Annotated in this window: 12 protein-coding genes; 7 read left to right on the top strand and 5 right to left on the bottom strand. The window is 63.2% G+C overall.

Going from position 1 to position 13,992, the window contains the following annotated elements:
* The first annotated feature begins 128 nt into the window (after positions 1–128).
* The 6 genes from OCX61_RS26840 to OCX61_RS26815 all read left to right on the top strand — a co-directional run bounded on the left by OCX61_RS26840 (position 129) and on the right by OCX61_RS26815 (position 8,286).
* The gene (locus tag OCX61_RS26840; protein WP_261942071.1) at positions 129–2,417 is read left to right on the top strand and encodes an ABC transporter permease subunit; all 2,289 of its coding nucleotides are present in this window, start codon (positions 129–131) and stop codon (positions 2,415–2,417) included.
* A 17-nt stretch (positions 2,418–2,434) separates the two neighbouring features.
* Positions 2,435–4,105, top strand: coding sequence for a phosphate ABC transporter permease PstA (gene pstA / locus OCX61_RS26835; protein WP_261942070.1), 1,671 nt, complete (start codon positions 2,435–2,437; stop codon positions 4,103–4,105).
* A gap of 73 nt (positions 4,106–4,178) precedes the next feature.
* Positions 4,179–5,012, top strand: coding sequence for a phosphate ABC transporter ATP-binding protein PstB (gene pstB, locus OCX61_RS26830; protein ID WP_054884758.1), 834 nt, complete (start codon positions 4,179–4,181; stop codon positions 5,010–5,012).
* Between the two features lie 139 nt (positions 5,013–5,151).
* A complete protein-coding gene (phoU, locus tag OCX61_RS26825) occupies positions 5,152–5,922 on the top strand; it encodes a phosphate signaling complex protein PhoU (protein ID WP_261942069.1) in 771 nt (256 codons plus the stop codon).
* 164 nt (positions 5,923–6,086) lie between these two features.
* On the top strand, positions 6,087–6,989 hold the full coding sequence (locus OCX61_RS26820; RefSeq protein ID WP_261942068.1) for a response regulator: 903 nt from the start codon (positions 6,087–6,089) through the stop codon (positions 6,987–6,989).
* A 394-nt stretch (positions 6,990–7,383) separates the two neighbouring features.
* On the top strand, positions 7,384–8,286 hold the full coding sequence (locus OCX61_RS26815; RefSeq protein WP_261942067.1) for a M23 family metallopeptidase: 903 nt from the start codon (positions 7,384–7,386) through the stop codon (positions 8,284–8,286).
* A 2-nt stretch (positions 8,287–8,288) separates the two neighbouring features.
* Here OCX61_RS26815 and OCX61_RS26810 read toward each other — a convergent pair whose 3' ends face one another.
* From OCX61_RS26810 to phoB, 3 genes are all read right to left on the bottom strand, one after another.
* The gene (locus OCX61_RS26810) at positions 8,289–9,629 is read right to left on the bottom strand and encodes a hemolysin family protein (RefSeq protein ID WP_027917047.1); all 1,341 of its coding nucleotides are present in this window, start codon (positions 9,627–9,629) and stop codon (positions 8,289–8,291) included.
* Between the two features lie 128 nt (positions 9,630–9,757).
* On the bottom strand, positions 9,758–11,065 hold the full coding sequence (gene phoR / locus OCX61_RS26805; protein WP_261942066.1) for a phosphate regulon sensor histidine kinase PhoR: 1,308 nt from the start codon (positions 11,063–11,065) through the stop codon (positions 9,758–9,760).
* 48 nt (positions 11,066–11,113) lie between these two features.
* The gene (phoB, locus tag OCX61_RS26800) at positions 11,114–11,803 is read right to left on the bottom strand and encodes a phosphate regulon transcriptional regulator PhoB (protein WP_003253341.1); all 690 of its coding nucleotides are present in this window, start codon (positions 11,801–11,803) and stop codon (positions 11,114–11,116) included.
* Positions 11,804–11,977: 174 nt separating this feature from the next.
* Between phoB and OCX61_RS26795 the strand changes: the two genes are divergently transcribed.
* A complete protein-coding gene (locus tag OCX61_RS26795) occupies positions 11,978–12,346 on the top strand; it encodes a COG4315 family predicted lipoprotein (protein ID WP_027917045.1) in 369 nt (122 codons plus the stop codon).
* 103 nt (positions 12,347–12,449) lie between these two features.
* Here the strand turns inward: OCX61_RS26795 and ubiA are convergent, their stop codons facing one another.
* Together ubiA and OCX61_RS26785 are read right to left on the bottom strand one after the other, a co-directional pair.
* Positions 12,450–13,340 carry a 4-hydroxybenzoate octaprenyltransferase gene (gene ubiA, locus OCX61_RS26790; RefSeq protein ID WP_261942065.1) on the bottom strand — a complete coding sequence of 297 codons (891 nt, stop codon included), beginning with the start codon at positions 13,338–13,340 and terminating at the stop codon, positions 12,450–12,452.
* Positions 13,340–13,897 (bottom strand): chorismate--pyruvate lyase family protein, encoded by a 558-nt coding sequence (locus OCX61_RS26785; protein ID WP_261942064.1) that lies wholly within the window; start codon positions 13,895–13,897, stop codon positions 13,340–13,342. Before OCX61_RS26785 ends, ubiA begins: the two co-directional genes overlap by 1 nt.
* Between the last annotated feature and the right edge of the window lie 95 nt (positions 13,898–13,992).

Genomic DNA, 13,992 nt, shown 5'->3' with positions numbered 1-13,992 from the left:
TGAGGCCGGTGCTGATGCCCGGCCTCTTCCACGACTTTCCAGTCCGGTGCCAGGGTTCCTGAGCGGCGGGCTTTTTTGCGTCAACTCACTGTCATGTTTTTGTCATACGGGACCGCTAGGGTGTGCGCATGAATGATCTGGCCAATTCCACAATGACCCCAAACTCCCCTCCCGTGCGGATTGACTTCAATACGCCCGAGTTGCAACGCAAGCGCCGGATGCGCGCCCTCAAGGACCGCCTGACCCGCTGGTACGTACTGGTAGGCGGGCTTGCCGTATTGGCGGCCATTACGCTGATCTTCTTCTATCTGGCTTATGTGGTGCTGCCACTGTTCCAGGGCGCCGAGCTGACCAGCAAGAAAGCCCTGAAGCCGACCTGGCTGCAACAGGATGCCGGCAAGCCACTGATGATCGCCCTTGAAGAGCAGAACCTGGTCGGCATGCGCGTTTCGGACAAGGGGCAGGCCATTTTCTTCGACACCAAGAGCGGTAACCAACTCAGTAGTGTCGACTTGCCACTGCCGGCAGGCACCCAGGTCACGTCGATCAGCGCCGACCAGCCGGGCAGCCCGCTGGTCGTACTCGGTTTATCCAATGGTCAGGCGCTGGTGTTCCACCACGCCTACAAGATCACCTACCCGGACAACAAGAAGACCATCTCCCCAGGCATCGACTATCCGTACGGCCAGGCGCCGTTCGTGCTCGATGAGCAGGGCCGCGCGCTGGAGCACGTGAGCGTCAACGTCAATGGCGAAACCCTGGTGCTGGCCGGCTCCACCGGGGCGCACCTGCAGGTGATCGAGCTGTCGCGTACGGAAAACATGCTGACCGGCGAGACCAGCACCGAGCAGAACCGCATCGAATTGCCACAGATGACCGAAGTGGTGAAGAACATCTTCATCGACCCGCGTCAGCAGTGGCTGTATGTGATCAACGGTCGCGCCACCGCGGATGTGTTCAGTCTCCGCGACAAGAGCCTCAATGGCCGCTACAAGCTGGCCGAAAGTGCCGACACCGAAATCACCGCCACCGCCCAGCTGGTTGGCGGTATCTCGCTGATCATTGGTGACTCCAAGGGCGGCCTGGCCCAGTGGTTCATGGCTCGCGATCCGGATGGCGAGCAGCGCTTGAAGCAGATCCGTACCTTCCAGTTGGGCAAGGCGCCTATTGTCCAGATTGATGCCGAAGAGCGCCGCAAGGGCTTCGTCGCCCTGGATAGCGAAGGCAAGCTCGGCGTGTTCCACAGCACCGCGCACCGCACCCTGCTGGTCGAGCAGGTTGCCGAAGGCCCAGGCATCCTGGCCCTGTCGCCACGCGCCAATCGCATCATCATCGAAGAAGGCGGCAAGCTGCTGCCATTGAGCCTGCGCAACCCGCATCCGGAAATCTCCTTCAGCGCGTTGTGGGGCAAGGTCTGGTACGAAAACTACGACGAGCCCAAGTACGTCTGGCAGTCGACCGCGTCGAACACCGACTTCGAACCCAAGCTTAGCCTCTCGCCGCTGACCTTCGGTACCCTCAAGGCGGCGTTCTACGCGATGATCCTTGCCGCCCCGCTGGCCATTGCCGCCGCTATCTACACCGCCTACTTCATGGCGCCGGGCATGCGCCGCAAGGTCAAGCCGGTGATCGAACTGATGGAAGCGATGCCGACGGTGATCCTCGGCTTCTTCGCCGGCCTGTTCCTCGCACCCTACCTGGAAGGCCACCTGCCAGGCGTGTTCAGCCTGTTCCTGATCATGCCCATCGGTATCTTGCTGACGGGCTTCACCTGGAGCCGACTGCCGGAGTCGATCCGCCTGCGTATCCCGGATGGCTGGGAAGCGGCGATCCTGATCCCGGTGATCCTCGCCATCGGCTGGTTCGCCCTGTCAGTCAGCCCGTACCTCGAAAGCTGGTTCTTCGGTGGCGACATGCGTCTGTGGATCGAGCACACGCTCGGCCTGCGCTACGACCAGCGCAACGCCCTGGTGGTGGGTATCGCCATGGGCTTCGCGGTCATCCCGAACATCTACTCGATCGCCGAAGACGCCGTGTTCAGCGTGCCGCGCAGCCTGACCCTGGGCTCCCTGGCGCTGGGGGCGACGCCGTGGCAGACCTTGACCCGCGTGGTCATCCTCACCGCCAGCCCGGGTATCTTCTCGGCGCTGATGATCGGCCTGGGCCGTGCGGTAGGCGAGACCATGATCGTGCTGATGGCCACCGGCAACACCCCGGTGATGGAACTGAACCTGTTCGAAGGCATGCGCACCCTGGCCGCCAACGTGGCGGTGGAAATGCCTGAATCGGAAGTCGGCGGCAGCCACTATCGTGTGCTGTTCCTCGCCGCCCTCGTGCTGCTGATGTTCACCTTCGTCATGAACACCTTGGCCGAGCTGATTCGCCAGCGTCTGCGCAAGAAATACTCGTCGCTTTGATAGAAAGGTAGCGATCCGTGAAAAAGGATTCCCTCAAAGGCTGGTTCAAGAGCGGCGCCCCAGGCGTCTGGGTCAGCGGTGGCGCGGTGGCCATGGCGGTGATCATGACCGTTGGCCTGCTGGCGGTGATCGCCGTGCGCGGCCTGGGCCACTTCTGGCCAGCCGACCTGATCCAGGCCACCTACAAGGTGCCGGGCCAGGCCGACCATGTCGTCATCGGCGAAGTGGTGCAGAAGGAAGAGGTACCGCGTGCCCGCCTCAAGGGCGCCGGCCTGCCGGTGCCGGACGATGGCCCGGAGTTCATGACCCGCGAGCTGGTCAAGGTGGGTAACCGCGACCTCAACGGCAGCGACTTCACCTGGGTGGTCGGCGACTGGCTGGTCGATGAGCAGCACCCGGCCGACCTGATCGCCCTGGAGCGCCGCGAGTGGGGCAACTTCTACGGTTACCTGGTCAGCGTCAAGGAAGAAGGCCGCGTGGTTGCCCAAGGACCGGCGGCCTGGAACGAGCTGCAAGCCCGTCTCAAGCGCGCCAACCAGCTCAACAGCGAACTGCAAACCCTCGAGAAGAAGGACATCGGTGCCATCAACCATGGCCTTGAACGCTTGCGCCTGCACGGCCGCAAGCTGGAGCTGGACGGCAAGCTGGACGCCACCGCCCAGGCCGACATGGAAGCCGAGCGCGCCGAGCTGAACAGCCGCTACAAGGCCATCGAGGAGCGCCTGCTGGGCTTGCACCAGGCCTTTGCCCGCGACAGCCTGGTGGCCCGCGACGGCAACGGCCGCGAAGTGGAAATCAACCTGAGCAAGGTGGTGCATGCCATCCAGCCGAACGGTATGTCCGGCTTCAGCAAGCTGGGGACCTACTTCGCCAAGGTCTGGGAATTCCTCAGCGACGACCCGCGTGAAGCCAACACCGAGGGCGGTATCTTCCCGGCCATCTTCGGTACCGTGATGATGACCCTGATCATGGCCGTGATCGTCACGCCGTTCGGCGTGCTGGCCGCGGTCTACCTGCGCGAATACGCCAGGCAAGGCGCGGTGACCCGCCTGATCCGCATCGCCGTGAACAACCTGGCCGGCGTACCGGCGATCGTCTACGGTGTTTTCGGCCTGGGCTTCTTCGTCTACGTGCTGGGCGGCTCGATCGACCGGCTGTTCTTCCCCGAAGCATTGCCGGCACCGACCCTGGGCACCCCAGGTTTGCTGTGGGCGTCGCTGACCCTGGCGCTGCTGGCCGTGCCGGTGGTGATCGTGGCCACCGAGGAAGGCCTGGCGCGCATTCCGCGGACCGTGCGCGAAGGCTCCCTGGCCCTGGGTGCGACCAAGGCCGAAACCCTGTGGAAGATCGTCCTGCCGATGGCCAGCCCGGCCATGATGACCGGCATGATCCTCGCCGTGGCCCGCGCCGCCGGTGAAGTGGCGCCGCTGATGCTGGTAGGTGTGGTGAAGCTGGCGCCATCGCTGCCACTGGACGGCAACTACCCGTACCTGCACCTGGACCAGAAGATCATGCACCTGGGCTTCCACATCTACGACGTCGGCTTCCAGAGCCCGAACGTCGAAGCCGCGCGACCGCTGGTGTACGCCACCGCGCTGCTGCTGGTGCTGGTGATCGCCACCCTCAACCTGTCGGCTGTGTGGATCCGTAACCACCTGCGCGAGAAGTACAAGGCGCTCGACAGCTGAGCCTGACTTGCAAGCGTGCCGCCGGCCAGCCGGGCGGCCCTTTGAAACGTATTGATAGCGTATGGAGTTGACCATGCAGCATGATTCCCATACCCACGGCATCGACATGTCTGCCCTGGGTCGCGACAAGCAGGGCCTGCGCCTGGCCGAAGAAACCGTGGCCATCGAGGTACCGGGCCTGAGCCTGTTCTACGGCGACAAACAAGCGCTGTTCGACGTGCAGATGAACATTCCCAAGCAGCGCGTGACTGCCTTCATCGGCCCGTCCGGCTGCGGCAAGTCGACCTTGCTGCGCACCTTCAACCGCATGAACGACCTGGTCGACGGCTGCCGCGTGGAAGGCGCCATCAACCTGTATGGCAACAACATCTACCGCAAGGGCGAAGACGTGGCCGAGCTGCGTCGCCGGGTGGGCATGGTGTTCCAGAAACCCAACCCGTTCCCCAAGACCATCTACGAGAACGTGGTGTACGGCCTGCGTATCCAGGGCATCAACAAAAAGCGCGTGCTCGACGAAGCCGTGGAATGGGCACTGAAGGGCGCTGCCCTGTGGGACGAGGTCAAGGACCGCCTGCACGAGTCCGCCCTGGGCCTGTCCGGCGGCCAGCAGCAGCGTCTGGTGATCGCCCGTACCATCGCCGTCGAGCCGGAAGTGCTGCTGCTCGACGAGCCGTGCTCGGCACTGGACCCGATCTCGACGCTGAAGGTCGAAGAGCTGATCTACGAACTGAAATCCAAGTACACCATCGTCATCGTGACCCACAACATGCAGCAGGCGGCCCGTGTTTCGGACTACACCGCGTTCATGTACATGGGCAAACTGGTCGAATTCGGTGATACCGACACCCTGTTCACCAACCCGGCGAAGAAGCAGACCGAAGACTACATCACCGGTCGTTACGGCTAAGCGCTGCTCGTGATGAGCACCTGGCTTCTGTAGGAGCGGGTTTACCCGCGAAGCAGACGCCTCGGTGCCTGGCACCGGCTTCGCCGGTGATCGCGGGTAAACCCGCTCCTACACGGACGCGCTACCAAAGGACAAAACGATGATCAACAAAGAAAGCCTGACGCACCATATTTCCCAGCAGTTCAACGCCGAACTCGAAGAGGTGCGCAGCCACTTGCTGGCCATGGGTGGCCTGGTCGAGAAGCAGGTGAACGATGCCGTTACCGCACTGATCGAAGCCGACTCGGGCCTGGCCCAGCAGGTGCGGGAAGTCGACGAGCAGATCAACCAGATGGAGCGCAACATCGACGAGGAATGCCTGCGCATTCTCGCCCGCCGCCAGCCGGCGGCCTCCGACCTGCGCCTGATCATCAGCATCTCCAAGTCGGTGATCGACCTTGAGCGCATTGGCGACGAATCGACCAAGATCGCCCGCCGCGCCATCCAGCTGTGCGAGGAAGGCGAGTCGCCGCGTGGCTACGTCGAGGTGCGCCATATCGGCGACCAGGTGCGCAACATGGTGCGCGACGCCCTCGATGCCTTCGCCCGCTTCGACGCCGACCTGGCGCTGGCGGTGGCCCAGTACGACAAGACCATCGACCGCGAATACAAGACCGCCCTGCGCGAACTGGTCACCTACATGATGGAAGACCCGCGTTCGATCTCGCGTGTGCTCAGCGTGATCTGGGTGCTGCGTTCGCTGGAGCGGATCGGCGACCACGCGCGCAACATCTCGGAGCTGGTGATCTACCTGGTGCGCGGTACCGATGTACGCCACATGGGCCTCAAGCGCATGAAGGCAGAAGTCGAAGGCACTGCGCAAGAGGCGGCCGAAAACGCTAATGTTCCGGGCAAACCTGACGATAAATAAGATTGCTCGCGAGCATCGACGCCCGGCCTGTGCCGGGCGTTTTCGTGTGTGGCAGAGCAATCAGCAGGCACCCGCGAACGATGCGAAGAAGTCCCGGCGTGACCCTAGAGTTGGCAAGTGGCCACCATTGCGCGGTAGGCTAGTCGGGTTCAAGAGGAGTATCGATGAGTAAAGTCAATGTGCTGGTCGTGGATGACGCGCCGTTCATTCGTGACCTGGTAAGGAAGTGCCTGCGCAATGCCTTCCCGGGCATGGTCATCGAAGACGCGGTCAACGGCCGCAAGGCCATGGCCATGCTGGCCAAGGAGCCGTTCGACCTGGTCCTGTGCGACTGGGAGATGCCGGAGATGTCCGGCCTTGAGTTGCTGACCTGGTGTCGTCAGCAGCCCGAAATGAAGGACCTGCAGTTCATCATGGTGACCAGCCGTGGTGACAAGGAGAACGTGATCCAGGCCATCCAGGCCGGCGTCTCCGATTTCGTCGGCAAGCCGTTCACCAACGAGCAGCTGCTGACCAAGGTGAAGAAAGCCCTGAGCAAGATCGGCAAGCTGGAAAGCCTGGTGGCCGGTGCGCCAGCACGGGTGAATTCGGCATTCGCCAACGACTCGCTGAGTGCGCTGACCGGCGGCAAGCCTGAAGCGGCCAAGGTGGCGGCGCCTGCTGCCACAGCTGCCAAGCCGTTGCTCAATGCACCCAAGCCGCAGACTGCTGCGGCGGCTGCGGCCCAGGCCGGACGGGGGCAGGGCCAGCTGCGCCTGTCCAGCGGTACCCAGCCCTGCGTGATCAAGGCGCTGAGCCTCAAGGAAGCCTTGCTGGTGGTGCGTCGCAGCGCGGCGCTGCCACAGGTGCTGGAGGGTGCGGTGCTTGATCTGGAGCAGGGTGAGAACGCCGAAGTGGCGCGCCTGAACGGCTACCTGCACGCCATCGCCGCGCTGGAACCCAAACCGGAAAGCGACTGGCTGCAGCTGACCTTCAAGTTCGTCGACCAGGATGCGCAGAAACTCGACTACCTGTCACGCCTGATTGCCCGCGGTACCCAGCAGAAGCACTTCACCCCCGGCGCCTGATCAAGGCCACACACACAGGATTATCACCAGCTCCCAGGCATGCGCTGTACTTGTGGGAGCCGCGCTTGTCGTGGCGACGAACCGCGTCGATGGGCCGCGAAGCGGCCCCGGCAATTTATGCAACAACCTTGAAATCATGGGGCCGCTTCGCGGCCCATCGACGCGGTTCGTCGCCACGACAAGCGCGGCTCCCACAGGGATCGCGTCAGCTTCAGGCAATTGAGCAAAGACAGAATCTCCCACAGGGATCGCGTCAGCTTCAGGCAATTGAGCAAAGACAGAATCTCCCACAAGGTCCGCATCAACCTGCCGGGTTCTTCCGACCAGCTGCAATACCCCCCGCCAATCCCGCTGCTAGTCTTCGACAGACCAAACCTGTCAAAAAGCCACCATCATGCCAGCCGCCGCCCGCTTGCTGCTGTTCTGTGCCTTGCTTTCGGCCTCGGCGTCGAGCATGGGCATGACTATCTACAAGACCGTCGACAACACCGGCGTGGTCTCGTACTCGGATCGCTACAGCCCGGGGGCGAAAACCTTCGAGCTCAGCGAGCCGATCCTCGATCGCATTGATGGCAAGGTGCGCCTGCAGGCCGAAACCTTCCCAGGCGGCGTGCGCTTCATGGTGCGCAACGAATTGTACGTGCCGATGCAGGTCGAGCTGCGAATCGACAAGCTGAGCAACGCCTTTGGCGGCAACCAGCCGCGCAGCATCCGCACCGTGGTGGGGCCGCGCTCCAGCAAGGTGTTGAGTTCAGTGCTGGCTGCGCCTGGTGGCCAGCTGCAATATGCCACCCGTTTCCAGTACGCCATGGGCGATCCTGGTCAGCGCTCATTGGCTTACCGCTACCCGTTTCCCTGGAAGGGTGGGCCATTTCGCCTGACCCAGGGCCCCAACGGCCGTTTCAGCCACTTCGGCCCCAGAAGCCGCTATGCGATGGACATCGCCATGCCGGAGGGCACGCCGATCATTGCCGCGCGCGGCGGGATGGTGGTGAAGATCGAGAATGGCCAGAGTGGTCGGGGCACCAACCCGGGGGGTAATTTCGTACGGATCCTGCACCCCGACGGCACCATGGGTGTGTACCTGCACCTGATGCGTGGTTCGGTCTTGGTGCGCGAGGGGCAACAGGTGGTGGTCGGGCAGGCCCTGGCCAAGTCTGGCAATACCGGTAACAGCACCGGGCCCCACCTGCATTTCGTGGTTCAGCGCAATGTGGGGCTGGCGCTGGAGTCGATACCGTTCCAGTTCGACCGGCCGCTTGGCGGGTTGCCGGACTTCACCGCCGGCAACCCGTAGGGTCAGTCGAGTTTGAGCACCTTTGCCAGGACGATCTTCGGCCCTTTCATCTTCTTGATGATGATGCGCAGGCCTTCGACCTCCAGCACTTCCTCTTCTTCAGGCACGCGCTTGAGGGTCTCGTAGACCAGGCCGGCGAGGGTTTCTGCCTCGATGTGGTCGAGGTCGACACCGAGCAGGCGCTCGACCTTGAACAGCGGCGTATCGCCCCGTACCAGCAACTTGCCCGGCTGGTAGGCGAGGATGCCGCGTTCGGTCTTGCGATGTTCGTCCTGGATGTCGCCCACCAGCACTTCCAGCACGTCTTCCATGGTCAGGTAGCCGATCACCTTGCCGTCGGCTTCCTCCACCAGCACGAAGTGCGCGCCACCCTTGCGGAACTGCTCCAACAGCTGCGACAGCGGCATGTGCCGCGATACGCGCTCCAGCGGGCGGGCCAGGTCGTCCAGGTCGATGGTCTCGGGCAGGTGTTCGAGTTCGGCCAGCTCCAGCAGCAAGTCCTTGATGTGCAGCAGGCCGGTGAACTCCTCGCGCTCGGCGTCGTACACCGGGTAGCGGCTGAACTTGTGCCGGCGCACCAGCGCCAGGATCTCTTTGAGCGGCGCGTGGGCGTCGATGCTGACCATGTCCTCACGGGAGTTGGCCCAGTCCACCACTTCCAGTTCGCCCATCTCCACGGCCGAGGCAAGCACGCGCATGCCCTGGTCGCTCGGGTCCTGGCCACGGCTGGAGTGCAGGATCAGCTTGAGCTCTTCGCGGCTGTAGTGGTGCTCATGGTGCGGGCCGGGCTCACCTTGGCCGGCGATGCGCAGGATGGTGTTGGCGCTGGCGTTGAGCAGGTAGATGGCGGGGTACATGGTCCAGTAGAACAGGTACAGCGGCACGGCGGTCCACAGCGACAGCAGTTCGGGTTTGCGGATCGCCCAAGACTTGGGCGCCAGTTCGCCGACCACGATGTGCAGGTACGAAATGACGAAGAAAGCGACAAAGAACGAGACCGCTTTGACCAGCTCAGCGCTTTCCACGCCCAGGTAGGCCAGTAGTGGCTCGAGCAGGTGGGCGAAGGCAGGCTCACCGACCCAGCCAAGGCCCAGCGAGGCGAGGGTGATGCCGAGCTGGCAGGCCGACAGGTAGGCGTCGAGCTGGTTGTGCACCTTGCGCAGGATGCTGCCGCGCCAGCCATGCAGTTCGGCGATGGACTCGACGCGGGTGGCGCGCAGCTTGACCATGGCGAACTCGGCGGCAACGAAGAAGCCGTTGAGCAGCACCAGCAGGAAGGCAAAGATGATCATGCCGAAATCGGCGAATAACGAGGTGAGGCTGATACCAGGGGAAGGGTCCATGATGGAGTTTTTACGGGGTCCGTCTTTGAGATAGAGAGAAAAAAAGTGCCAGCTCTTGCTGGCACAGGGGATCCAATGTAGCGGCTGGTGCCACAAAAGCAAAGGGCTGCAAAGCAGCCCTCGGTACTTCAGGCCTTGCCGTTGGCCAATTGTGCCGGCCCAAAGTGACAGGTAAAGGTACTGCCATGCCCCGGCACGCTGCTGATTTCCAGCTTGCCGCGGTGGCGCATCAGCACGTGCTTGACGATCGCCAGCCCCAGGCCGGTGCCCCCGGTATTCGACGCGCGGCTGGAATCGACCCGGTAGAAGCGTTCGGTCAGCCGCGGCAGGTGCTTGGCGTCGATGCCGACCCCGGAATCCTGCACAGACAGGTGCGCGCCGTGTTCGTCGCCCCACCAGCGGATGCGGATGCTGCCTTCATCCTGGGTGTACTTGACCGCGTTGAACACCAGGTTGGAGAAGGCGCTGCGCAGTTCCGACTCGCTGCCTTTCAGGCGCAGGCCCGGCGCGGCATCCAGGGTGATTTTCTGCTTCCGCGGACCGGACAGTGCCTGGGCATCGTTCTTGATCGCGGCGAGCAAGGCATCGACCGCCACGGGCTGGTTGTCCGACGGGTAGTCGGTGGCTTCCAGCTTGGCCAGCAGCAGCAGGTCGTTGAGCAAGGTCTGCATGCGCGAGCCTTGCTGGGTCATCTGCTGCAGCGCCCGGGCCCAGCGCGGGTTCACGTCCTCGACGTTGTCCAGCAAGGTTTCCAGGTAGCCGGTGATCACCGTCAGTGGCGTGCGCAACTCGTGGGAGACGTTGGCGACGAAGTCCTTGCGCATTTGCTCGAGCTGGTGGATACGGGTGACATCGCGCACCAGCATCAGGTGCTCGTTGTTGCCGTAGCGGGTGATGTGCAGTTGCACGCGCAGGCGGTCGTTGATCGGTGAGGGGATTTCCAGCGGTTCGACGTAGTTCCCCGCCTCGAAGTATTCCTTGAAGCGCGGGTGGCGCACCAGGTTGGTCACCGGCTGGCCGCCGTCCTGTGGGGTCTTGAAGCCCAGCAGCGTTTCTGCGGCGCGGTTCCACCACTCCAGGTTGCCGTCGCTGTCGAGCATGATCACCGCATCTCGCAGTGCTGCGGTGGATTCCTGGACGCGGTCGATGACTGCCTGCAGGCGACCGCGCACGCGCTGGTCGCGGCGTTGCAGGTGGTAGATGCTGTCGAACACCTCGCCCCACAGGCCGTAGCCATCGGGCGGTGCTTCGTCGGGTTGGTGGTTGCGCAGCCAGTCGTGCAGGCGCAGCAGCTGCTTGAGGGTCCAGCCCAGGTAGAGCGCCAGGCCGATGGCCAGGCTCCAGCCGTAATAGCCGCTGACCAGGCCGCCGATCAGGCAGACGGTGATCAGCAGCAACAGGTGGCGAATCAGGGTCGCGTGCCAGTTCTGGTTCAATTGACGGTCCTTGTACAACGACTTGCAGCTTGGCGCTTGTAGGCTCGATCAGCTCTTGGTCGAGAAGCGGTAGCCAGTGCCCCGGACGGTTTGTACCAGATTTTCGTAGGCTTCACCCAGTGCCTTGCGCAGGCGGCGGATGTGCACGTCGACGGTGCGCTCCTCGACATAGACGTTGCCGCCCCACACTTGGTCGAGCAGCTGGCCGCGGGTGTAGGCACGCTCCTGGTGAGTCATGAAGAACTGCAGCAGGCGGTATTCGGTAGGGCCCATTTCGGCTGGTTTGCCGTCGATGGTCACGCGGTGGCTGATCGGATCGAGCAGCAGGCCGCCAACTTCGATCGGCGCTTCGCTGTCGCTCGGGCCGGTGCGACGCAGCACGGCCTTCAGGCGGGCGACCAGCTCGCGGGGCGAGAACGGCTTGGTGATGTAGTCGTCGGCGCCGACTTCCAGGCCCTGGATTTTGTTGTCCTCTTCACCCTTGGCGGTGAGCATGATGATCGGAATGTCGCCGGTCAGCTCGTCGCGCTTGAGGCGGCGTGCCAGCTCGATGCCAGAGGTGCCAGGGAGCATCCAGTCGAGCAGGATCAGGTCCGGTTTGCGGTCGACGATGATCGCGTGGGCCTGCTGGGAATTCTCCGCTTCGAGGCAGTCATAGCCGGCCATTTCCAGGGCAACGGCGATCATCTCGCGAATAGGTGCTTCGTCGTCGACGATCAGAATGTTTCTGCCAACCATGCTCAAAACCTCTCCCAGGAATCGTGTCTTGGCCCGCATTAGATAACGGAATTATTGCAGCTGTGTGACAGGGTGTTGGCCGTTCTGGCGACATTGCGTGACTGGGCTAGGCTTCACAGGGCCGCTGCGGCGGTAAACAGAATGCATTCCACCCCCGAATTCATGGTGATTCCAATGACACGACATACGCTGAGCTGGATGGCCCTTTTCGCTGCACTGGCGCTGCCGGGGGTGGCGTCTGCCCACCATGCCATGGAAAAAGACGGCATGTGGGTCGATCATGCCGGGATGACGTTGTACACCTTCGACAAGGACGCCAACGGCAAGTCGATGTGCAACGGCGATTGTGCGACGAACTGGCCTCCACTGATGGTCAAGGACGGTGAGAAGGCCGAAGGCAAGTGGACGCAGATCAAGCGTGACGACGGCAAGATGCAGTGGGCCTATGACGGCAAGCCGCTGTACACCTTCGTCAAGGACAAGAAGGCCGGGGACATGACCGGTGACGGCATGAAGGACGTCTGGCACGTCGCCAAGCCGTAAAGGCTGACACTTGACCCTGTGGGAGCGGGCTCACCCGCGAATGCTGCGGTGGAGCCACCCTCGCATTCGCGGGTGAACCCGCTCCCACGGGGGGAGGCAAGGGTCAGCGCAAGGCGTAATCCAGCACCACCCCGATGAACACCAGCATCCCCGCCCAGTGATTGTGCAGAAACGCCTTGAAGCATGACTCGCGGTCCAGCTTGCGCGTTGACCAGTATTCCCAGGCAAAGCACGCCGCAGCCCCCAGCAAGCCCAGGTGGAACCAGCCACCCAGCTCGAAACGGCTGCCCGCCAGCAGCAGGCAGCCCAGCGACAGCAGCTGCAAGGTCAGGATGATTGCCCGGTCCGCGTCGCCGAACAGGATCGCAGTCGATTTCACCCCGATCTTCAGGTCGTCATCGCGGTCGACCATGGCGTAGTAGGTGTCGTAACCCACCGTCCACAGCAGGTTGGCGATGTACAGCAGCCAGGCACTGGCCGGCAGCTCGCCGCCGGCCGCGGTGAAGGCCATGGGAATGCCCCAGGAATACGCCGCACCCAGCACCACCTGCGGGTAGTAGGTGTAGCGCTTCATGAACGGGTAGCAGGACGCCAGCGCCACCGCGCCGAACGACAGCCACACGGTACGGCTGTTGGTGCACAGCACCAGCAGGAAGCTGACACCCACCAGGATGGCGAACAACGCCAGCGCCTCGCGCGATCTGACCCGGCCACTGGCAAGCGGGCGGTCGGCGGTACGTTTGACGTGGCCATCGACCTTGCGGTCGGCAAAATCGTTGATGCAACAGCCGGCGGCGCGCATCAGCACCACGCCCAGGCCGAAGATCAGCACGTTGGCCAGGGTCGGCGAGCCGTGCCCGGCGATCCATACCGCTGACAGAGTCGGCCACAGCAGCAGATAGATGCCGATCGGCCGGTCCATGCGGCTGAGTTGGACGAAGTCCCAGGCCCGAGGGTGCAGGCGATTGAGCGACTTGAGCAGTTGCAGGTACATCAGCGGTTCTCCTCCTTGGCCGCTTGCCACAGTGTAGGCAGGAAAACCTCGGCCACCAGCAGGTCGAGGCCGTCACGCGCGAAGCGCGAGCGGCGCCCCCACAGACCGTCTTGCGCGGCATGGGCGGGCAGCCACGCCTGTGGGTAACGGCACACTTCGATCGGGTGGCGGATGAACGCCTGGTCGCAGAACAGCAATTCACCCAGCGAGCGGCTGCCCAGGGTTTCCAGGTCCAGGCCACCTCGTTCCAGGGCGCTGCGGCTGGCCACGCTGCGGGCGAACACCCAAGGTTCACCATGCCCACGCAGGAACACTTCGCGCACCCAGCCTTCGGCGCCTGGGGCGATGTTCAGGGCCAGGCATTCATCTTCGCGCAGCGGTTGCCAGCCTTCGAACAGGGGGGTGACACTGAAGTGGTGCTGGGACAGCTGGGTGAGGCGGCGAGTCAGGGAGCCTTCGTCGAACAGCCAGCCCAGGGTTGGCTGGTCGATTTCAGTGGTCAGCTGTGAATACGGCAGCCACGCGACAGCGGCTGCTTGCGGGGATTCGTACGACACGTCGGTATGCTTGATTACAGCCAGAGAGGCGGCGAGCTTAGCATGATTGCCCCGACTGCTTGCATAATGCCGGGCTACAACAAAACCTGTGCGAC

Source organism: Pseudomonas sp. LRP2-20 (assembly GCF_024349685.1).
GTDB lineage: Bacteria > Pseudomonadota > Gammaproteobacteria > Pseudomonadales > Pseudomonadaceae > Aquipseudomonas.
Note: the sequence above shows the minus strand (reverse complement) of the source record. Positions and strands in the feature narration are given on the sequence as shown.